Below are 21,536 nucleotides of genomic sequence, written 5' to 3'. Positions count from 1 at the left end.
ACTCGTTCACGTCACGTGTTCCGTCGCCGCGTCGAGGAGCCACTCCGACAGGTAGGCCGCGAAGGAGGAGCGGACCAGCACGAGAAAACCGTCCTGCCGGGGGAGCAGTACGACCTGGGCCCGCGCCAGCATGGTCTGCGCGCACCCGCCCGGCCCGAACACGCTCGGGTGCAGGTCGAAGGCGCACCCGTGGGCCAGCAGGTCACGCGCGCGCGGGCCCGCCACGAGCAGGGTGGTGCGCTGCGCCGACACGTCCACGATGGACCCATGCCGCTCGCCGAGCGCCTTGCGCAGCAGCTCCGGCTGGTAACCCGCGGGCGCGACCACCAGCCACTCGTCCGGGCCGAGCCAGGCGACGGTGACGCCGGCGGCCGCGGTGACGGCGGTGCAGGGCTCGGCGGGGAGCGGCACCCCCAGCACATCCGCGAGGTCCCGGGCCGCCGGGCTCGCCGGATCCACCCGCACGTTGACGTGCGTGAGGAACGGCAGCTCCGCCAGCCGCAGCCCCTCTCCCCGCGACGCGGCCTCGAACCGGCCGGCGTAGGCCGCGGCCGGACTCCTGCGCTCAGCCATCACGGCGCGCTCCTTCCGGGTCGTACAGGACGTGGGAGGTGACGGTGACGGGCACCATCGTGCCCGCGACGGGCGCGTACAGCCGCTCCCCGGCACGGCTCTGCCCGCCCCTCACCAAGGCGAGGGCGAACGTGCGGCCCAGGGCGGCGCTGCGGTAACTGGACGTCACGTGGCCGAGCATGGGCACGGGGGGCGCCGGCAGCGTGGCCGTGGAGACCAGGTGGGTCCCCTCGGGCAGCAGGAACTCCGGATCCTCCGGCAGCAGCCCGACGAGCTGCTTGCGGTCCGCCCGCGCGGTGTCGGCCCGTGCGAAGGAGCGCTTGCCGATGAAGTCGGGCTTCTTCTTCGACACCACCCACGACATGCCGAGGTCGTGCGGGGTGACGGTGCCGTCGGTGTCCTGGCCGACGATGGGATAGCCCTTCTCGGCCCGCAGCACGTGCATGGTCTCGGTGCCGTACGGGGTCACCAGCCCGGTGCCCATGACGGCCGTCCACAGGCGCAGGCCGTCCCACGAGGTCACGTTGATCTCGTACGCCAGCTCGCCGGAGAAGCTGATCCGGCACACCCGCGCCGGGATCCCCGCCACGTCCGCCTCCCGCCAGGTCATGAACGGGAAGTCGGCCGCGCCCACCGCCAGCCCCGGCGCGAGCCCGGCGAGCACCTCGCGCGATCCCGGGCCGACGAGCGCGACCGTGGCCCACTGCTCGGTGACGGACGTGCAGTGGACCCGCAGCCAGGGCCACTCGGTCTGCAGCCACTCCTCCATCCAGTCGAGCACGGTGGCCGCGTTGCCGGTCGTGGTGGTGACGAGGAAGTGGTCGTCGGCCAGGCGGATGACCGTGCCGTCGTCGAAGACCATCCCGTCGGGCCGGCACATCACGCCGTAGCGGATCGAGCCGACCTTCAGCGAGCTCATCAGGTTGGTGTAGAGCCGGTCCAGGAACTCCCCGGCGTCGGGCCCGATCACGTCGATCTTGCCGAGCGTGGAGGCGTCCATGGCCGCCGCGCTCTCGCGCGCGGCCCGGCACTCGCGCAGCACCGCTGCCTCCAGGTCCTCGCCGGGGCGGGGGTAATACCAGGGCCGCTGCCACTGGCCGACGTTCTCGAACAGCGCGCCGTTGGCGAGGTGCCACTCGTGCAGCGCCGTCACCCTGACCGGGTCGTGCAGCGCGCCGCGGTCGCGACCGGCCAGCGCCGCGAAGCTCACGGGCAGGTACGGCGCACGGAAGGTCGTGGTGCCCAGCTCGGCCACCGTGGCCCCGAGCTCGTGGGCCACGACCGCCGAGGTGAGCAGCCCGGAGGTCTTGCCCTGGTCGTGGGCCGTGCCGGCGGTGGTGTAGCGCTTGATGTGCTCGACTGAGCGCAGCCCCGCACCGGTCGCCCGATGGATGTCGGCCACGGTCACGTCCCGCTGCAGGTCCACGAAGTGCGCCGAGTAGTCGGTCGCGGGGACCAGCCAGTACGCCAGAGCGGTGACCGCCTCCGCCTCCGCCGCCCGCGGCGCCCCCGCGGCGTGCGACGCGGCCGCCTCCCGGAGGGAGGGCCCGGCGAGCGAAGCGGTCCCGGCAGGCGAAGACGACTCGGCGGGCGAAGGGGACCCGGCGGGCGAAGACGACTCGGCGGGCGCAGGAGACCCGGCGGGCGAAGCGGACTCGGCGGGCGAAGGGGGTGCGGCTTCGCGCGGCGGCTCCGCCTGCGGAGAGCGGGCCGCGGACGCGGCGCGGGCGCCGGCGGTGGTGCCGTCGGCCAGGCAGCCGGGCAGCGGGAACACGCCTCCGGCCGCACCCGCCACCTCGACCGCCTGGCGGGAGGCGTCCGGGACCAGCGTGCCGAGCGCCTCGTCGTAGCGCAGCGTGCCGCCAGACTGACTGAACAGGTGCACGACCGGATTCCACCCGCCGGACACGAGCAGCAGGTCGGCGTCGATCGAGCGCTCGGGTGAGACGCTCCCGCCGCCATCGCCGGTGTCGCCGGGCTCGCCGACCACGACCTTGGAGAGCTGTCCGTCGCCCCGGGCGGCCGTCACCACATGCCCGGCCAGCACCTCGATGCCGCGCTCGCGCGCCCGGGCGGCCCAGCGCTCACCCGGCGCGGTCCGTACGTCCACGATGGCCGCCACCTCGACGCCCGCCTCCGCCAGGTCGAGGGCGGCCGCGTAGGCGCCGTCGTTCGCGGTGAACACCACCGCCCGGCGGCCCGGCAGTACCCCGTACCGGTTGACGTAGGTGCGGGCCGCGCCGGCCAGCATCACGCCGGGCAGATCGTTGCCGGCGAAGGCGATCGGCCGCTCGTGCGCGCCGGTGGCGAGCACCACCCGCCGCGCTCTGATGCGCCAGACCCGCTCGCGCGCCACGTCCGCCGGGGCCGCCGCGCCGAGATGGTTGGTCCGCCGCTCGACCGCGACCAGGTAGTTGTCGTCGTAGTAGCCGAAGACGGTGGTGCGCCGCAGCACCCTCACCTCGGGCAGCCCCTCCAGGTGGGCCGCGGCTGCGGCGGCCCACTCGGCGCCGGGCAGGCCGTCCACCTCGTCCGGCGTGCCGAGGAGGCCGCCGCCCGGTTCGGGCTGCTCATCGGCGAGGATGACCCGCGCGCCGGTGCCGGCGGCGGTGCGGGCCGCGGCCAGCCCCGCCGGGCCGGCGCCGACCACCAGCACGTCGCAGTGGGCGTGGACGGCGTCGTAGCGGGCCGGGTCCGGCTCGGCGGCCAGCCGTCCCTGACCGGCCAGGCTGCTCGCGACCAGGCCGTCGTACAGCTCGACGGTGGTGGCGGGGAGCATCGGCTCCGGGAACGGCTCCTCGATCTGGACGACCGCGTTGGGCTCCTCGCTGCCGGCGGAGAACACCCCGCGCGGACGGCCGAGCTTGACGCTGGTGGCGACCTGGCGCACGCCGGCCGCCAGCAGCGCGGATGCGAGCGTGTCACCGGGGTGTCCGGTGTACTCCTGCCCGTCGAACCGGAAGCGCAGGACGCGGGAGCGGTCGATGCGGCCGCCGCTGTCGCGCCTCATGAGGACACCGGCCGCGGCTCGCCGGCGCGGTAGACGGCGTGGAGCTCGTTGGTCGCGGTGTCGCGCAGGGCGTTGAACCAGCGGCGGCAGCCGGCGGAGTGGCTCCAGCGCTCGGCGAAGACGCCCTTGGGGTTGTCGCGGAAGAACAGGTAGCGGGCCCACTCCTCGTCGGAGAGCGCGGCCGGGTTCTCCGGGTAGGCGACGTGGGCCTGCCCGCCGTAGTGGAACTCGGCCTCCTCGCGAGGGCCGCACCATGGGCAAGGGATCAGCATCATGTGACGTCCTCAGTGGGCGACCGCGGCGGCGCCGTGCTCGTCGACGAGCGCCCCGGTGACGAATCGGTCAAGGGAGAAGGGAGCGGCGAGGGGATGCGGGTCGTCGTGGGCCACCGTGTGAGCGAAGCACCAGCCCACGCCGGGGGTGGCCTTGAACCCGCCGGTGCCCCACCCGCAGTTGAGGTACAGGCCGTCGACCGGGGTCAGCCCGATGATCGGCGAGGCGTCCGGCGAGACGTCCACGACGCCGCCCCAGGTGCGCAGCACGTGCGCCCGGGCGAAGATCGGGAACAGCTCCAGCGCCGCCGCCATCTGCCGCTCGATGATGTGGAAGGCGCCGCGCTGGCGATAGGAGTTGGCCGCGTCGATGCCCGCGCCCATCACCAGCTCTCCCTTGTGGGCCTGGCTGACGTACACGTGGACGGCGTTGGACATGACGACCGTCGGGTGTACGGGCTCCAGCAGCTCGGAGACCAGCGCCTGCAGCGGGTGGCTCTGCAGCGGCAGGTCGATGCCGGCCGTGGCGGCGACGACCGAGGTGTGCCCGGCGGCGCACAACGCCACCCGGCCGGCCGCTATCGCGCCGCGGGTGGTCTCCACGCCGGTGACCCGGCCGCCATCCACCCGCAGCCCGGTGACCTCGCAGTTCTCGATGAACTCGACGCCGAGCGCCGCCGCGGCCCGGGCGTACCCCCAGGCGACGTAGTCGTGCTTGGCGATGCCCGCGCGCGGCTGGAAGGTGCCGCCGAGCACCGGATAGCGGACGTCGGGGGAGACGTTGACGATCGGGCAGACCTCTTTCACCTGCGCCGGATCCAGCCACTCGGCGTCGACGCCGTTGAGCCGGTTGGCCTCCACCCGGCGCACGCTGTCGCGGACGTCCTGGAGGCTGTGCGCGAGGTTGAGCACGCCGCGCTGGCTGAACAGCAGCGGGTAGCCGAGCTCCTCCTCCAGCCCCTCCCAGAGCTTGAGCGCGTGCTCGTAGATGCCCGCGCTCTCGTCCCACAGGTAGTTGGACCGGATGATGGTGGTGTTGCGGGCCATGTTGCCGCCGGCCAGCCAGCCGCGCTCCAGGACCGCGACGTTGGTGATGCCGTGGTTCTTCGCCAGGTAGTAGGCGGTGGCCAGGCCGTGGCCGCCGCCGCCGACGATCACCACGTCGTAGGCGGCCTTGGGCTCGGCGGCGCTCCACAGCCGGTCGGGGTGGTCGGGCAGGTCGGCTCCGGGGGGACGCGTCATCGGGCCTCTCCGTAGAGGGGGTGCTTGCCGGCGAGGGCTTCGACCCTGCCGCGCAGGTACGACAGGTCGGCGCCCGGGATCAGGGCGTCCGCGATGATGCCGGCGACCTCTCTGAAGTCGCCGGCGGCGAAGCCGCGCGTGGCCAGGGCGGGCGTGCCGATCCGCAGCCCGGAGGTGACCATCGGCGGGCGCGGGTCGAACGGCACGGCGTTGCGGTTGACCGTGATGCCCGCGGTGTGCAGCCGGTCCTCGGCCTGCCTGCCGTCCAGCTCGGAGTCGCGCAGGTCGACCAGGACGAGGTGGACGTCGGTGCCCCCGGTGAGCACCTTGACCCCGGCGGCGACGGCGTCGGGGGCCAGCAGCCGGTCGGCGAGGATCCGCGCGCCCTCCAGCGTGCGCCGCTGCCGCTCGCGGAACGCCTCCTCGGCTGCGATCTTGAAGGCGACGGCCTTGGCGGCGATGACGTGCTCCAGAGGCCCGCCCTGCTGGCCGGGGAACACCGATGAGTTGATCTTTTTGGCGAGGTCCTCGGTGGACAGGATGACTCCGCCGCGCGGGCCGCCGAGGGTCTTGTGCGTGGTGGTGGTGACGACGTGGGCGTGCGGCACGGGGGAGGGGTGCAGGCCGGCCGCGACCAGGCCGGCGAAGTGCGCCATGTCGACCATGAGGTAGGCGCCGACCTCGTCGGCGATCCGGCGGAAGGCCGCGAAGTCGAGCCGGCGGGGGTAGGCCGACCAGCCGGCGATGATGAGCTTCGGCCGGTGCTCGCGGGCCAGCCGCTCGACCTCGTCCATGTCGACCAGGTGGTCGCTCTCGCGCACGTGGTAGGCGACGACGTTGTAGAGACGCCCGGAGAAGTTGATGCGCATGCCGTGCGTGAGGTGGCCGCCGTGGGCCAGGTCGAGGCCGAGGATGGTGTCGCCGGGCTCCAGCAGGGCGGCCATGGCCGCGGCGTTGGCCTGGGCGCCGGAGTGCGGCTGCACGTTGGCCGCCGCCGCGCCGAACAACGCCTTGACCCGGTCGATCGCGAGCCGCTCGATCACGTCGACGTGCTCACAGCCGCCGTAGTAGCGCCTGCCCGGGTAGCCCTCGGCGTACTTGTTGGTGAGCACCGAGCCCTGGGCGGCCATGACGGCCGCGGGCGCGAAGTTCTCCGACGCGATCATCTCCAGCGTCGAGCGCTGCCGGCCCAGCTCCGCCTCGATGGCGGCGTGGACCTCCGGGTCCACGACGTCCAGCGGGGTGTCGATCATGTGACGTCCTTTCCTAACCGCGCAGCCGGGTCATCGCCGGGTCGAACAGGGGCTCCTCGGCCACCACGGCTTCGACGCGCCGGTCGAAGTAGCCGATGTGGAGGCGCCGGCCCGGGGTGGCGAGGGAGGCGGGCAGCCACGCGTAGGCGATGCCCTTGCCGATCGTGTGCCCGTAGGCGGCGCTGGTGACGTAGCCGGCCGCGTGCTCGCCGTCGTACACCGGCTCCCTGCCCATGACGACCTCGTCGGTGAGCAGGCAGGCGAGCCGGCGGGTGACCGACTCCTTGCGGGCGAGCAGCGCGTCGCGGCCGATGAAGTCGCCCTTGTCCAGCTTGACCGCGAACCCGAGCCCGGCCTCGTACGGGTCGTGCTCGAACGTCATGTCCGTGCCGAAGGAGCGGTACCCCTTCTCCAGCCGCAGGCTGGTGAAGGCGCCGCGGCCGGCGGCGATGACGCCGTGGTCCTGACCGGCCTCCCAGAGGGTGTCCCACAGCTTGAGGCCGAGGTCGGCGGTGGTGTAGATCTCCCAGCCCAGTTCGCCGACGTAGGACAGGCGGAGCATCGTGACGGGCACGTTGCCGATGTAGGCACGGGTGCCGCGGAAGTAGCGCAGCGCGGTCAGGTCGGCGGTGGTGAGCGGCTGGACGAGGTGGCGCGCCCTGGGCCCCCAGACGCCGATGCAGCAGGTGCCGGGGGTGATGTCGCGCAGGTACACGTCGGCGGGGCGATGCCGGTCGAACCAGTCGAGGTCGAGGTTGCCGTTGGCGCCGACCTGGAAGTGCTGCGGGCCGAGGCGGGCCACGGTGACGTCGCTGCGGATGCCGCCGTCAGTGTCGAGCAGCAGGCAGTACGTCACGGAGCCGACCGACTTGTCCACGTCGCCGGTGGTGAGGCGCTGCAGGAAGGCGACGGCTCCGGGGCCGCCGACCTCCAGCCGCTTGAGCGCGGTCATGTCGTACATGGCGACGGACTCGCGGGTGGCCTGCGCCTCCGCGCCGACGATCGGCGACCAGTAGCGGGCCGCCCAGTCACCGGGGGCGGGGATCTCGCGGCCCTGCAGCAGCGTGCCGTTCGCGCCGTACCACTGCGGGCGCTCCCAGCCGGACGCCTCCAGGAAGACTGCGCCGAGCTCCTGCTGGCGGGGGTGGAACGGGCTGGTACGCAGCGGGCGGGGATCCTCCATCGGCTGCAGCGGGTGGATGATGTCGTAGACCTCGACGTAGTTCTGGCAGCCGCGGGCCACCACGTAGCCGGGCGCGATCTGGTGCGGCTCGAACCTGTTGACGTCGCATTCGTGCAGGTCGAACGACGTGCAGTGGCCGTCGACGAGCCACTCGGCCATCGCGCGGCCGACTCCGGCGGAGTGGGTGACCCAGACCGCCTCGGCCACCCAGAAGCCCTTGACCTCGCGCGATTGGCCCATCAGCGGCAGGTGGTCCGTGGTGAAGGAGAACAGCCCGTTGATGCCCTCCTCGACCTTGGCCGAGCGGGTGGAGGGCAGCAGCTCCTGGGTTTCGGACCAGGCGTCGGCGAAGTCGTCGGGGGTGAAGGTGAGCACCGACGGCATCACCTCGGCGGCGTCGACGGACAGGATGTCGTCGGGGTCGACCGGCATGGGGCGGTGGCCGTAGTAGCCGATGCCGAGGGTGTCGAAGCGCTCGCGGTAGTACAGGTCGGCGTCCTGGTGGCGGAGGATGGGCCGGGACGCCTCGGCCGTCTGCCCGGCCAGGTCGGGCACGGGGCCCGTCCAGGCGAGCTGGTGGGCGAGCGGGGTGAGCGGCAGCTCCATGCCGACCATGCGGGCCACCCGCGGGCCCCAGATCCCGGCGCAGCACACCACGATGTCGGCGGGGATCTCGCCCTGGTCGGTCACCACCGCGGTGACCTGGCCGCCTTCGGTCCTGACGTCCAGCACCTCGTGCCGGGGCAGCACCCGCACGCCGCGCTCGCGGGCCCGCGACAACTGCGCGTCGACCGCCCTGACCGCTCTGGCCAGGCCGTCGGTGGGGATGTACAGCCCGCCGAGCACCTTGTCGCGGTCGAGGAGGGAGTGCCGGGCCACGCACTCCTCGGGGGAGAGCAGCTGGGCCTCGACTCCCCAGGAGGCGGCCCAGCCCTGCCGGCGGCGCAGCTCCGCGAGCCGTTCGGTGGTGGTTGCCACTTCGAGCCCGCCGACCTGGTGGAAGCTGTCCAGCTCGACGAACTTCTCGACGGTGTAGCGGGCCATCTCGGTCATGGTCTTCGACCCGTTGATCTGGAACACCAGACCGGGGGCGTGGGAGGAGGAGCCGCCGGTGGCGGGTACGTCTCCCTGGTCGACGACGGTGACGTCGGTCCAGCCGCGGGCGGACAACTCGTCGGCGAGAGCCGCGCCGACCACACCCGCGCCGATGATGACGACGCTCTGGCCCGTCATAGCCACCTCCGTTGTTGCGACATATGCAACCAAGCGCACTTTTCGCAACAAGCGTCGCTCGCCGCGTTCCGGGTGTCAAGGGCGCGTTCTGTCTTATTCCGTACGGTTTTGCAGCTCTCTTCGGACACGCGCGCGCCCGGCCCGATCGAGTCGTCGACCGGGCCGGGCGCAGGGGGAGGATCTCAGCTACTGGGCAGCCAGGCCTTGACCTTGTCGGGGTTGTCGGCCACCCACTTGGCGGCCGCCTCGTCGGCCGACATCTTGTCCTCCGCGATGTACTTCGCCACGAGGTTCTGGTCGTCGTTCGTCCAGGTGAAGTTCTTGACCAGGGTGTAGGCGGGGCTGCCCGAGTCGGCGAACTTCTTGCTCACGATCTTGTCGAGCTCGTACGGGGGATAGTCGCACGCCACCTTCTCCGGATCGGCGTCGCAGCCCTCCTTGTAGGCGGGCAGGTTGACCTTGACCAGCCGGAGCTCGGACAGGAACCACTGCGGCTCGTAGAAATAGCCCAGGATCGGCTTCTGCTGCTTCTCCGACTGGCGGAAGGCGGTGATGAGCGCGGTCTCGCTGCCCGCGTACACGACCTTGTAGTCGAGCTTGAGGTTCTTCACCAGGGCCTCGTCGTTGGTGACGAACGAGGGATCGCCGTCGAGGAGCTGGCCCTTGCCGCCGGATTCGGAGGTCTTGAACAGGGAGGCGTACTTGTTGAGGTTGTTCCCGTCGGTGATGTCGGGGTACTTCTTGGCCATCCACGGCGCCACGTACCAGCCGATGACGCCCTTGTTGCCGGTCGGCCCGGCGGACACGGCCACCTTCTGGTCGTCGATGTACTTCTTCTTGAGGTCGTCGTGCGCCCAGTTCTCGACGACCGCGTCGACCTCGCCGGTGCCGAAGCCCTGCCAGGCCACCTCCTCCTTCAGGTCCTTCTTGACCACCTTGCAGCCGAGCTGCTTCTCGGCGACGTACGCGATCACCGCCGCGTTGGCCTCGTAGCCCACCCACGGGTTGATCGCGAGGTTGACGGTGCCGCAGCCCTTGGCGCCGCTGCTCGCCGCGGTCTGGACCTCACCGACCTTCGCCCCGCCGCACGCGGTGAGCAGGAGGCCGGCGCCGGTCACGAGCGCGGCGGCCCGGACCTTTCCACTCCTGGTAACTGCCACCTGGTCCTCCTGTTTTCCTCCGGCCGGCGGCCGGTGTCGTTCAGTTCTGATGTGATCCGCCGTGCGCCGCCCTGTCGGCCCGCTGGGTGGCGGCCCGCATGACGCGGTCGAGCACGATGCCGAGCACGACGATCGCGAGCCCGGCGGCCAGCCCCTTGCCCCGCAACTGGTGCTGCGAGAAGCCGGCGACGACGTCGTAGCCGAGCGCTCCCGCGCCGACCAGGCCGCCGACGACCACCATGGACAGCACGTAGATGAGTCCCTGGCTGGCCGCCAGGGTGACGGCGCTGCGCGCCATCGGCAGCTGCACCTTGGAGATGAGCTGCCAGGTGCCCGCCCCCGCCGAGGTGGCGGCCTCGACGGTGGTGGCGGAGACGGCCCTGATGCCCTCGGCGACCAGCTTGATCGCGACCGGCGCCGCGAACACCACGGCCGCGATGATCGCGGTGAACCGCGTCGGGCCGAACAGGCCGAGGATGGGCACCAGGTAGACGAAGGCCGGCATGGTCTGCCCGGCGTCCAGCACGGGCCGCAGCACCATGTCGGCCCGGTCGCTGCGGCCCATCCACACTCCGACGAGCATGCCGAGCAGCATGACCAGAATGGTCGCCACGAGCGTCGAGGCGAGCGTGACCATGCTGTCCTGCCACAGCCCGAGCGCCACCAGCAGCAACAGCCCGGCCGCGGTGGCCAGCGCGGCCCGCGCGCTGCCCACCAGCAGGGCGACGGCCACGGCCACGGCGGTCACGAGCCACCAGGGGGAGCCGCTCAACAGCGCCTGGAACGGGTTGAGCAGCCCGTTGGTGAGCAGGTTCTTGACCGCGTCGGTGTAGGTGCCCAGGCTGTCCTGCACCCACAGGCTGGCGGCGTCGGCCGCGCGGCGCACGTACGTGCCGAGGTTGGCGTCGATGGGGAACTCCGCCGCCCAGACGTAGGTGTAGGACAGGTAGCCCAGCACGGCGGCGACGCCGAGGACGCCCGCCACCTCCAGGCGGCGGCCCCGCACCGTGCGCAACCGCCCGGCCCGGCGCGCGGCCTCCACGCGGCGGCTGGCCGCGGAGGTCGCCCGGTCGAGCACCACCGCCATGATGACGATGGCCAGCCCGGCGTTGAACGCCGTCCCGACGTCGAGCGTCTGCAGCGCCTTCAGGACCGTCTGGCCCAGGCCGGGCGCGTCGATGAGCGCCGCGATGGTGGCCATGGACAGGGCGGCCATGATGGTCTGGTTGACGCCGACGATGATGGTCTGCTTGGCCATCGGCAACCGCACGTGCCACAGCGCCTGGGCGGAGGTGGCGCCGAGCGAGGCGCCGGCCTCCAGCGTGTCGGTCGAGACCTGCCGGATGCCGTGCGCGGTGATCCGGATGGCCGGCGGGATCGCGTAGATCATCGTGGCGACCGTCGCGCTGGCGGGGCCGATGAGGAAGAACAGAGTGAGCGGCGCCAGGTAGACGAACGTCGGCATGGTCTGCATGAAGTCGAGCACCGGGGTGACCAGCCGGTGGAAGCGGTCGCTCAGACCCGCCCACACTCCGAGCGGGATGCCGACGGCCAGCGACAGCGCCACCGCCGTCAGCGTGAGCGCCAGCGTGTCCATGCTCTCCTGCCAGAGGCCGAGCACGCCGAAGGAGAGGAACCCGGCGGCGGTCAGCAGCGCCACCCTCAGGTTGCCGTACAACCAGGCGACCGCGGCGGCCAGGCCGACCACGCCGAGCCAGCCGAGCACGGGGAGCGGCCGGCCCATGGACGGCTGGCTGATGAGCGCCTGGACGAACGTCACGGCCTCGTCGAGGAAGAGGCGGATGTAGTTGATGAAGTAGAGGAAGATCGGGTTGCTGTTGCGGCCGTCGTCGATGGCGTCCATGGCCGTGTTGAGCGCGGTGTGCAGCGGCGTCAGCTCCGCTCCGCCGAGCGTCAGTGTGTCGCGCCCGTTCAGCAGCGCCCAGCCCGCCGCCCAGAACGCGATCACGAGGGCGACCAGATACCTGCGGGCGGGCAGCCGGGCGACGAAGGAGGTGGTCACGGAGGCGGCCGTCATGGGTGCTGTCCCCCGGCGATCACCTCGAGCATCTCCGCGCTGGTGACCACGCCGAGCAGGCTCCCGCCGTCGGTGACCCGCACCGGCCGGTCGGCGGAGAGCACCGCGTGGACGGCGTCCCGGATGACCACGTCGGGGCCGAGCTCGGGCCCGTCGAGCGGCTCGCCGGCCTGCGGCGGGCGCATGATCCACCGGAGCGTCAGCACGTCCGAGCGCGGGATGTCGCTGACGAAGTCCCTGACGTAGTCGTCGGCCGGCGCGCCCACCACCTGGTCGGGCGTGCCCACCTGGACGAGCTCGCCGTCGCGCATGATGAGGATCCGGTCGCCGAGCTTGAGCGCCTCGCTGAGGTCGTGGGTGATGAAGACCATCGTCTTGCCGACCTCGTGGTGCAGCCGGATGACCTCGTTCTGCATCTCGCGCCGGATCAGCGGGTCCAGCGCGGAGAACGGCTCGTCGAACAGCAGCACCTCGGGGTCGGCCGCGAGCGCACGGGCCAGGCCGACGCGCTGCTGCATGCCGCCGGAGAGCTGGTCGGGGTAGGAGTTCTCGAAGCCGTTGAGGCCGACCAGGCCGACCACCTCGCGGGCCCGCTCGTACCGGTCCCGCTTGGCGACCCCGCGGATCTCCAGCCCGAAGGCGACGTTGTCGAGCACGCACCGGTGCGGCAGCAGGCCGAAGTGCTGGAAGACCATGGCCATGCGGTGCCTGCGCAGCTCGCGCAGCCGGCGGTCGTCGGCCTTGCGCACGTCCTCGCCGTCGAGCAGGACCTCGCCGGCGGTGGGCTCGATCAGCCGCGTCAGGCAGCGGACGAGGGTGGACTTGCCCGAGCCGGACAGGCCCATGACGACGAACACCTCGCCCCGGCGTACCTCGAAGGAGACGTCGCGGACGGCGGCGACGCAGCCGGTCTGCTCCTTGAGCTCCTGGCGCGTGAGCGTGCTGCCGACGACGTTGTCGGCCTTGAGGCCGAACACCTTCCACAGGCCGCGCACGGATAGGACGGGAGGGGCGTCGATGTCGAGTGCACTACGTTCGTCCACTGACGGCACGGTCATGACTACCTCTTGGTCGTCGGAGCGGTCGTAGGAGCGTCAGTTCGCTGGGAACCACCGCTGGGGGCGCGGGCGGGTGTTCTGCCACACATGCTTGATCTCGCGATATTCGTCCAGGCCGGTCGGGCCGAGCTCGCGGCCGATGCCCGACTGCTTGAACCCACCCCACTCGGCCTGGGGAACGTAGGGGTGGTAGTCGTTGATCCACACCGTGCCGTGCCGCAGCCGGCCCGCGACCCGCTGCGCCCGGCCGGCGTCCTGGGTCCAGACGGCGCCCGCCAGGCCGTACTCGGTGTCGTTGGCGAGGCGGACGGCCTCGTCCTCGGTGGTGAAGCGCTCCACGGTCAGCACGGGGCCGAACGACTCCTCGCGGACCACGCGCATGCCCTGCTTGCACTCGTCCAGCACGGTGGGCCGGTAGAAGAAGCCGGGCCCGTCGAGCCGGTGCCCCCCGCAGCGCAGGACGGCGCCTTCGGCGAGCCCCGCCGCCACGTACTCCTCGACCTTGGCCAGGTGCGCGGCGGAGATGAGGGGGCCGGTGTGGGCCTCGGGGTCGAACGGCCCGCCCAGCCGGATCAGCTCGGCCCGCCGGACGACCTCGTCGACGAACGCGTCGTGCAGCGAGTCCTCCACCAGCAGCCGGGCCCCGGCCGAGCAGACCTGGCCGGAGTGCAGGAACACGGCGGTGAGCGCGAAGTCGACCGCGGTCTCGAAGTCCGCGTCGGCGAAGACGATGTTGGGGTTCTTGCCGCCGAGCTCCAGCGCCACCCGCTTGACCGTGGCGGCCGCCGCCGCCATGATCCGCCGTCCGGTGCCCACGCCGCCGGTGAACGAGACCAGGTCCACGTCCGGGTGCTCGGCGAGCGGCGCGCCCGCCGCCGGTCCGGCGCCCAGGACCAGGTTGGCGACGCCCGCGGGCAGCCCGGCCTCCTCCAGCGCGCGGATCAGCAGGATCGCGGTGCTCGGGGTCAGCTCGCTGGGCTTGAGCACGAAGGTGTTGCCGGCGGCGAGCGCGGGCGCCACCTTCCAGGTCGCCTGCAGCAGCGGGTAGTTCCACGGCGTGATCAGGCCGCACACGCCGACCGGCTCGTAGACGATGCGGCTGATCGCGTCGTCACGCCCGGTGTCGACCACGCGGCCCGCGTCGGTGCCCGCGACGCCGGCGAAGTAGCGCAGGCACGCGATACAGTCGTCGACGTCGTACTCGCTCTCCACCAGGCGCTTGCCGGTGTCGCCCGACTCGGCGAGGGCGAACGCCGCGCGGTCGCGCTCCAGCAGATCGGCCACCCTGAAGAGCAGGGCGCCGCGCTCGCGGGCGGGGGTCGCGGGCCACGTGCCCTGGTCGAAGGCCTGCCTGGCGGACTGGATCGCGGTCAGGGTGTCGGTCGCGGTGGCTTCTGCGACCGTGGTAACGAGGCTGCCGTCGGCGGGCGAGTGAAGAGTGCGCTGTCCACCGTCGGCTGGCTTGGTCCACGTGCCGCCGATATAGAGATCGGTCATCGGCACACCTCTGATCGTTGCGTATGGCGCAAGACACTGCTTAGTGAGGAACAGGATTGACTGCCCTCCACGCATTCGTCAAGGGCTAGCGGAAATCACTTGACGAATCGCCTCAGTGTTATTTCCGCTGCGTCACGCCCTGGCCCCTTGACTGAAGTATGCCTGGAGAGACACTCTGTTGCGCATAGGTCACCATTTTGCGTAATGCGCAACGCTAGGAGGTGCGATGTCTCCTCGGCCCGATCCTGGACGCGAGTTCATCCTCACGGTCTCCTGTGCCGACAAGCCAGGCATCGTGTACGCGGTGACCAGCTTCCTGGTGCAGCACGGCGGCAACATGCTGCAGAGCAAGCAGTTCAACGACCGCAGGGGCGGCGGCTTCTTCATGCGCGTGCACTTCGCGGCCCAGCACGGGCTGGAGGAACTGCGCGCCGGCTTCACCTACGTCGCCGACTCCTTCCAGATGAGCTGGCGGCTCAACGACGCCGCGACCCCCACCAGGTCGCTCATCATGGTCTCGAAGTTCGGTCACTGCGTGAACGACCTGCTCTTCCGCCGCCAGGTGGGCGGGCTGAACATCGAGATCCCCGCGATCGTCTCCAACCACCCCGACCTGGAGCCGCTCGCGTCGTCCTACGGCGTGCCGTTCCACCACGTGCCGGTGACCTCCGAGACCAAGGCCGAGGCGGAGGCCCGGACGCTGGAGCTGGTCGAGGAGTACGACGCCGACCTCGTGGTGCTCGCCCGCTACATGCAGATCCTGTCCGACGACATGTGCAAGCGGCTGGAAGGCCGGGCCATCAACATCCACCACTCCTTCCTGCCGGGGTTCAAGGGCGCCAAGCCGTACCACCAGGCCCACGAGCGCGGAGTGAAGCTCATCGGCGCGACCGCGCACTACGTCACGGCCGACCTCGACGAGGGCCCGATCATCGAGCAGGACGTCGCCAGGGTGGACCACGAGCTCGACCCCGACGACCTGAGCGCGGCGGGCCGGGACGTCGAGGCCCAGGTGCTGGCCCGCGCGGTGAAGTGGCACAGCGAGCACCGTGTGCTGCTCAACGGCGACCGCACGGTCGTCTTCCGCTGACAGAACGCACGAGGAGGAGGCGGTGGGGCCCACCGCCTCCTTTCACGTCTTCTGGTGCCGGTAGAACTCGGTGGTCTCGGGCGGGAGCGGGGTGTTGCCGAGGATCAGGTCGGCCGCCTTCTCCGCCAGCATCATGACCGGCGCGTAGATGTTGCCGTTGGTGACGTACGGCATGACCGAGGCGTCCACCACGCGCAGCCCGTCGACGCCGTGCACCCGCATGGTCTCCGGGTCCACCACGGACATCTCGTCGATCCCCATCTTGGCCGTGCAGGAGGGGTGCAGGGCCGTCTCGCCGTCCTTCGCGACCCAGTCGAGGATCTCCTCGTCGGTCGCGACGGACGGTCCCGGCGACAGCTCCCCGGTGCTGAACTCGGCCAGCGCGGGCTGCCCGAGGATGTCCCTGGCCACCCGGACGGCCTCCACCCACTCGCGGCGGTCCTGCTCGGTGGACAGGTAGTTGAAGCGCAGGGCGGGGTGCTGCCGCGGGTCGGTGCTCTTGATCTTCACCGAACCGCGGGCGTCGGAGTACATCGGCCCGACGTGCACCTGGTAGCCGTGCCCGCCCGCGGGCGCCGAGCCGTCGTAGCGGACGGCGATGGGCAGGAAGTGGAACATCAGGTTGGGGTAGCCGACGTCGTCGTTGCTGCGGACGAAGCCGCCGGCCTCGAAGTGGTTGGTGGCCCCGGGACCCCTGCGCAGGAACAGCCACTGCGCGCCGATCCACGGATGGCGCCACTTCTGCAGGTTGGGCTGCATCGACACCGGCTTGGAGCAGCCGTGCTGGATGTAGACCTCCAGGTGGTCCTGCAGGTTCTCGCCGACGCCCGGCAGGTCGTGCACCACGCCGATGCCCAGCGCGGACAGTTCCCGCGCGTTGCCGACGCCGGACAGCTGCAGCAGCTGCGGCGAGTTGATGGCGCCGCCGCACAGGATGACCTCTTTGGCGCGTACGGTGCCGCCGTCGTACTCCACGCCGACCGCTCGCGTGCCCTCGAAGAGGACCCTCGACACGTGCGCGCGCGTCTTGACCGTGAGGTTCGGGCGCTTGAGCACCGGGTGCAGGTAGGCGCGGGCGGCGCTGAGCCGGCGGCCGCCGCGGATGTTGCGGTCGAAGCGGGCGAAGCCTTCCTGGCGGTAGCCGTTGACGTCGTCGGTGAGCGGGTGACCCGCCTGCTGGACGGCCTCGAAGAACGCCCCGAAGAGCGGCGTGCCGGCGGGCCCGCGCTCCAGCACCAGCGGCCCGTCGTGGCCGCGGAAGGGGGTGTCCGGGTCGGCCAGGCAGTTCTCCATCCTCTTGAAGTACGGCAGGCAGTGCGCGAAGTCCCAGTTCTTCATCCCCGGGTCGGCGCCCCAGCGCTCGTAGTCCATCGGGTTGCCCCGCTGGAAGATCATGCCGTTGATGCTGCTGGAGCCGCCGAGCACCTTCCCGCGGGCGTGGTAGATCCGCCTGCCGCCCATGTGAGGCTCGGGCTCGGACTCGTACCGCCAGTCGTAGAAGCGGTTGCCGATGGGGAAGGGCAGGGCCGCGGGCATGTGGATGAACACGTCCCACGGATAGTCCGGGCGGCCGGCCTCCAGGACCAGCACGCGCGTGGCAGGGTCCGCGGAGAGCCGGTTGGCCAGAGCGCAACCCGCCGAGCCGCCTCCGACGATGACGAAGTCGTACTGGTGTGACGTCATAGTGCCTCGTCTCATCGCACGTTTCACCAAATCGTATCGCTATACGCACTGCGTTTCACTAGATGCAACATGAGATCTTTTGGTGTTACGTTCGACGGGAGTTCCCTGTAGCACTTACAGTTTCGCTATGAGCAACGACTCGGGCAGTGGGGGCGTGCAGTCGGTTGACAGGGCGATCAGCGTGCTGGAGATCCTGTCCCGCCGGGGCGAGGCTGGGGTGAGCGAGGTCGCGGCGGAGATCGACGTGCACAAGTCGACCGCCTTCCGGCTGCTCGGCGCGCTGGAGGCGCGCGGCCTGGTGGAGCAGGCCGAGGACCGCGGCAAATACCGCCTGGGCTTCGGCATCATCCGGCTGGCCGGCGGGGTCAGCACGCAGATGGACATCATCCAGCGGGCCCGGCCGGTCTGCCACCGGCTGGCCGAGGAGATCGGCGAGACGGTGAACATCGCCGTGCTCCGCTCCGCCTACGCGGTCAACCTCGACCAGGTCCGCGGCCCGTCGGCGGTCACCGCCTACAACTGGGTCGGCCAGATCACCCCGCTGCACGCCACCTCGAGCGGCAAGGTGCTGCTCGCCCACCTCGACGACAAGGAGCGCGCCCGGCTGCTGTCGGAGGGGACGCTGGAGAGCCTCACCCCCCGGACGGTCACCGACGTCGGCACGCTGCAGAAACAGCTCGCCGAAACCCGCGACAAAGGCTACGCCTTCTGCCTGGAGGAGCTGGAGGACGGGCTCAACGCCATGGCCGCGCCCATCCGCGCCTACCACGGCGAGGTCGTCGCCGCGGTCAGCGCCTCCGGGCCCGCCTACCGCTTCAGCGTCGAGCGCATCCACGAGCTCGCGCCCGTCCTCATCGGCGGGGCCGACGAGATCAGCCGGCGGCTCGGTCACGCGGGCTGGCCCGCTCCAGCCTGATCACCACGCTCTTCGAGGTCGGGGTGTTGGACGTCTCGGCCACCGAGTCGAGCGGGACCAGCACGTTCGTCTCGGGGAAGTAGGCCGCGCAGCAGCCGCGCGCCGTGGGATAGGCGATCACCCGGAATCCCGCGGCCGTGCGCTCGCCGTCGGGCCACTCGCTGACCAGGTCCACCAGATCGCCGTCGGCCAGGTCGCGCTCGCTCAGGTCGTCCGGGTGCACGAACACCACCCGGCGGCCGGCCTTGACCCCGCGGTAGCGGTCGTCGAGCCCGTAGATCGTGGTGTTGTACTGGTCGTGGCTGCGGACCGTCTGCAGCAGCAGCCGCCCGGGAGGCACGCGCAGCACCTCCAGCTCGTTGACGGTGAAGTTGGCCCGGCCCGTGGTGGTCGGGAAGCGGCGCTCGTCCCGCGGCGCGTTGGGCAGCGAGAACCCGCCGGGCGCCCGCGCATTGAAGTCCTCGAATCCGGGAACGACCCGCGCGATGCGGTCCCTGATGGAGCCGTAGTCGCGCGCGAACTCCGCCCACGGCACGTGCGGGTCGTCGCCGAAGAGCGCGCGGGCCAGCCCGCAGACGATGGCCACCTCGGACAGCAGGTCGGGCGAGGCGGGCCCGAGCCGGCCGCGGGAGGCGTGGACGAGCCCCATCGAGTCCTCGACCGTCACGTAGCCGGCCTCGTCGCGCTCGGTGCGCCCCAGGGTCGGCAGAATGAGCGCCTCCTCGCCGCACACCGCGTGGGAGCGGTTGAGCTTGGTGGACACCTGCACAGTCAGCCGGGTGCGGCGCAGCGCCGCCTCCGTCACCTCGCTGTCGGGGGTCGCCCGGACGAAGTTGCCGCCCATGCCGACGAAGACCTTGGCCGCGCCGTCGCGCATGGCCCGGATCGCCTCCACGGTGTCGAGCCCGTGATGGCGTGGCGGGTCGAAGCCGAACTCCTCGCCCAGCGCGTCGAGGAAGGCGGCCGGCGGCTTCTCGTAGATGCCCATCGTCCGGTCGCCCTGCACGTTGGAGTGGCCGCGCACCGGGCACACGCCCGCCCCGGGACGGCCGACGTTGCCGCGCAGGAGCAGGAAGTTGACCACCTCCCTGATCGTCGCCACGGAGTTGCGGTGCTGGGTCAGGCCCATCGCCCAGCAGACGACGACCGAGCCCGCCGTGCGGACCTCGCCGGCCGTCTCCTCCAGCTCGGCCCGGGTCAGGCCGGTCGCCGCGAGGACCTGCTGCCAGTCCAGGGCGCGCAGGTGCTTCTCCCACGCCTCGAACCCGTAGGTGTGCTCGTCGATGAAGCGCCGGTCGGCACTGTCGAGGAGCAGCAGGGACAGCGCCTGGAAGAGCGCCATGTCGCCGTTGAGCCGGATCTGCAGGAAACGGTCGGCGAGCGCGGTGCCGTGGCCCAGCCCGGAAGCACGCTGCGGGTTCTTGAAGCGCAGCAGGCCCGCCTCGGGCAGCGGGTTGACGGCGATGATCCGCGCGCCGCGCCGCTTGGCGCGCTCCAGCGCGGTGAGCATCCGGGGATGGTTGGTGCCGGGGTTCTGCCCCACCACGAGGATGAGCTCCGCCTGGTGCAGGTCCTCCAGCGTCACCGTGCCCTTGCCGATCCCGAGCGTCTCGTTGAGCGCCGAGCCGCTGGACTCGTGGCACATGTTGGAGCAGTCGGGCAGGTTGTTGGTGCCCATCCGGCGCACGAGAAGCTGGTAGGCGAAGGCGGCCTCGTTGGAGGTGCGGCCGGAGGTGTAGAAGACGGCCTCGTCCGGGCTGCCCAGCGCGCGCAGCTCCCTGGCCACGATCTCGAACGCCCGCGACCAGCTCACCGGCACGTAATGGTCGGAGCCGGCCGGCTTGTGCATCGGCTCGGTCAGGCGGCCCTGCTGGCCGAGCCAGTAGTCGCTGCGCGTGGCCAGGTCGCCCACCGGGTGGGCGGCGAAGAAGTCCCGCCCGACCCGTCGCGTGGTGGCCTCCTCGGCCACGGCCTTGGCGCCGTTCTCGCAGAACTCCGCCGGGCTGCGGTGCTCACCCTCCGGCCAGGCGCAGCCGGGGCAGTCGAAGCCGTCCTTCTGGTTGACCCGCAGCAGCGTGCGGACGGAACGGACGGCGCCCATCTGGCTTCGCGCGATGTCCAGCGCGTGGCCCACCGCGGGCAGCCCGCCCGCCCAGTCCTTCGGCGGGCCGACCCGCAAGCCCTCGTCTTCGTCGCTCACTACTGTCCGATCCGGTCCTGGACCCATTCGTGGAAGGCGCCGATGTGGTGCTCGCTGGGCACCAGCACGCCGCCCTGGGCGTACGTGCGCGAGCTCATCGCGGGCTGGCAGCGCTCGCAGGCGTCGAAGTCCTGCTCGTTGACCCGGTGGAAAAGCTCGACCGACTTGTCCAGATCCTTGCCGCTGGCCACGACCTCGGGGAGGTAGAGCCAGTCGCACTCGACCACCGTGCGGTCGACGGCGAGGGGGAACATACGGTGCAGGATAACGTGGTCGGGAACCAGGTTGATGAAGACCTGCGGCTTTACGGTGATCGCGTAGTAGCGCCGGTCCTGTTCCTCGCTCACCGTCGGGATGCGGTCGAGCCCCTCGGAGCCGTCCACGGTGAAGCCCTCGATCTGCTCGCCGAACTCCGCGCCGTGGCCGACGAAATACTGGGCGGCGTAGCCGTCGGCGAACTCCGGCAGCACCTCGGTCAGCTCGGGGTGGATCGTGGCGCAGTGGTAGCACTCCATGAAGTTCTCGACGATGAGCTTCCAGTTGGCCTTGACGTCGTAGACGATCCGCCGGCCGACCTCCAGGCTCGGCACGTCGTAGTTGTCGATCAGCTCCAGCGCGCCCAGCCGCTCGGCCACCGCGCCGTGCACGTCCTGCTCGAACGACGGCGGGTCGTCGGCCAGGCAGACCCACACATAGCCGAGCCACTCCCGCACGTGCACCTTGACCAGCCCGTACCGCACCCGGTCCAGGTCGGCCATCTTGGTCAGGTTCGGCGCCGCGATCAGCTTGCCGTCCAGGTCGTACGTCCACGCGTGGTAAGAGCACTGGAAGGCTCGCTTGACCTCGCCGGACTCCTCCGAGCACAGGGTCGCGCCGCGGTGCCGGCAGACGTTGTAGAAGGCGCGGACCGACCCGTCACGCGCCCGGGTGATGATCAGGTTCTCGGTGCCGACCTGCACCGTCTTGAACGCCCCAGGCTTGGGCAGATCGGACGAGCGCACCGCGCAGAACCACATCGCCTCGAAGATGTTCCGCTGCTCCAGCGCGAAGATCTCCGGATCGGTGTAGTAGCGGCCCGGCAGGGTGGGGATCACGCTGGAGGTCGTTGCGGTGGTCACGGGAGTACTC

General features: G+C 71.3%; 15 protein-coding genes. 2 read left to right on the top strand and 13 right to left on the bottom strand.

Annotated elements, in window-relative coordinates; genetic code table 11:
* Positions 1 to 6: 6 nt before the first annotated feature.
* The 10 genes from ACTMTI_RS29075 to ACTMTI_RS29030 all read right to left on the bottom strand — a co-directional run bounded on the left by ACTMTI_RS29075 (position 7) and on the right by ACTMTI_RS29030 (position 14,519).
* Entirely contained in the window at positions 7 to 573 is a 567-nt protein-coding gene (locus ACTMTI_RS29075) for a sarcosine oxidase subunit gamma (RefSeq protein WP_441123729.1), read from the bottom strand.
* Entirely contained in the window at positions 566 to 3,583 is a 3,018-nt protein-coding gene (locus ACTMTI_RS29070) for a 2Fe-2S iron-sulfur cluster-binding protein (RefSeq protein WP_441123728.1), read from the bottom strand. Before ACTMTI_RS29070 ends, ACTMTI_RS29075 begins: the two co-directional genes overlap by 8 nt.
* Complete coding sequence (locus tag ACTMTI_RS29065) at positions 3,580 to 3,858, bottom strand: sarcosine oxidase subunit delta (protein ID WP_441123727.1); 279 nt, start codon at positions 3,856 to 3,858, stop codon at positions 3,580 to 3,582. The genes ACTMTI_RS29070 and ACTMTI_RS29065 overlap by 4 nt, the downstream gene beginning before the upstream one ends.
* 9 nt (positions 3,859 to 3,867) lie before the next feature.
* On the bottom strand, positions 3,868 to 5,097 hold the full coding sequence (locus ACTMTI_RS29060) for a sarcosine oxidase subunit beta family protein (RefSeq protein ID WP_441123726.1): 1,230 nt from the start codon (positions 5,095 to 5,097) through the stop codon (positions 3,868 to 3,870).
* Positions 5,094 to 6,350, bottom strand: a complete 1,257-nt coding sequence (gene glyA / locus ACTMTI_RS29055; RefSeq protein WP_441123725.1) for a serine hydroxymethyltransferase — start codon at positions 6,348 to 6,350, stop codon at positions 5,094 to 5,096. The genes ACTMTI_RS29060 and glyA overlap by 4 nt, the downstream gene beginning before the upstream one ends.
* 13 nt (positions 6,351 to 6,363) lie before the next feature.
* Positions 6,364 to 8,766, bottom strand: coding sequence for a GcvT family protein (locus ACTMTI_RS29050; protein ID WP_441123724.1), 2,403 nt, complete (start codon positions 8,764 to 8,766; stop codon positions 6,364 to 6,366).
* A 182-nt stretch (positions 8,767 to 8,948) separates the two neighbouring features.
* A complete protein-coding gene (locus ACTMTI_RS29045) occupies positions 8,949 to 9,926 on the bottom strand; it encodes an ABC transporter substrate-binding protein (RefSeq protein ID WP_441123723.1) in 978 nt (325 codons plus the stop codon).
* Positions 9,927 to 9,966: 40 nt separating this feature from the next.
* Positions 9,967 to 11,964, bottom strand: coding sequence for an ABC transporter permease subunit (locus tag ACTMTI_RS29040; RefSeq protein ID WP_441123722.1), 1,998 nt, complete (start codon positions 11,962 to 11,964; stop codon positions 9,967 to 9,969).
* Entirely contained in the window at positions 11,961 to 13,022 is a 1,062-nt protein-coding gene (locus ACTMTI_RS29035; protein WP_441123721.1) for a quaternary amine ABC transporter ATP-binding protein, read from the bottom strand. The genes ACTMTI_RS29040 and ACTMTI_RS29035 overlap by 4 nt, the downstream gene beginning before the upstream one ends.
* A gap of 36 nt (positions 13,023 to 13,058) precedes the next feature.
* Entirely contained in the window at positions 13,059 to 14,519 is a 1,461-nt protein-coding gene (locus tag ACTMTI_RS29030) for an aldehyde dehydrogenase family protein (protein ID WP_441123720.1), read from the bottom strand.
* Between the two features lie 226 nt (positions 14,520 to 14,745).
* On the opposite strand from ACTMTI_RS29030, the gene purU reads away from it, so the two are divergent.
* Positions 14,746 to 15,609 (top strand): formyltetrahydrofolate deformylase, encoded by an 864-nt coding sequence (purU, locus tag ACTMTI_RS29025; RefSeq protein ID WP_441123719.1) that lies wholly within the window; start codon positions 14,746 to 14,748, stop codon positions 15,607 to 15,609.
* Positions 15,610 to 15,651: 42 nt separating this feature from the next.
* Here the strand turns inward: purU and betA are convergent, their stop codons facing one another.
* The gene (gene betA / locus ACTMTI_RS29020) at positions 15,652 to 17,292 is read right to left on the bottom strand and encodes a choline dehydrogenase (protein ID WP_441123718.1); all 1,641 of its coding nucleotides are present in this window, start codon (positions 17,290 to 17,292) and stop codon (positions 15,652 to 15,654) included.
* A 127-nt stretch (positions 17,293 to 17,419) separates the two neighbouring features.
* Between betA and ACTMTI_RS29015 the strand changes: the two genes are divergently transcribed.
* Entirely contained in the window at positions 17,420 to 18,208 is a 789-nt protein-coding gene (locus tag ACTMTI_RS29015; protein ID WP_441123717.1) for an IclR family transcriptional regulator, read from the top strand.
* Here the strand turns inward: ACTMTI_RS29015 and ACTMTI_RS29010 are convergent.
* The gene (locus ACTMTI_RS29010) at positions 18,165 to 20,435 is read right to left on the bottom strand and encodes an FdhF/YdeP family oxidoreductase (protein ID WP_441123716.1); all 2,271 of its coding nucleotides are present in this window, start codon (positions 20,433 to 20,435) and stop codon (positions 18,165 to 18,167) included. The two genes, ACTMTI_RS29015 and ACTMTI_RS29010, sit on opposite strands and share 44 nt — an antisense overlap.
* Positions 20,408 to 21,526: an aromatic ring-hydroxylating oxygenase subunit alpha gene (locus ACTMTI_RS29005; protein ID WP_441123715.1), complete on the bottom strand. Its 1,119-nt coding sequence runs from the start codon at positions 21,524 to 21,526 to the stop codon at positions 20,408 to 20,410. Before ACTMTI_RS29005 ends, ACTMTI_RS29010 begins: the two co-directional genes overlap by 28 nt.
* Positions 21,527 to 21,536 lie beyond the last annotated feature (10 nt).

This window comes from Nonomuraea sp. H19, assembly GCF_052068215.1.
Classification (GTDB): domain Bacteria; phylum Actinomycetota; class Actinomycetes; order Streptosporangiales; family Streptosporangiaceae; genus Nonomuraea.
Note: the sequence above shows the minus strand (reverse complement) of the source record. Positions and strands in the feature narration are given on the sequence as shown.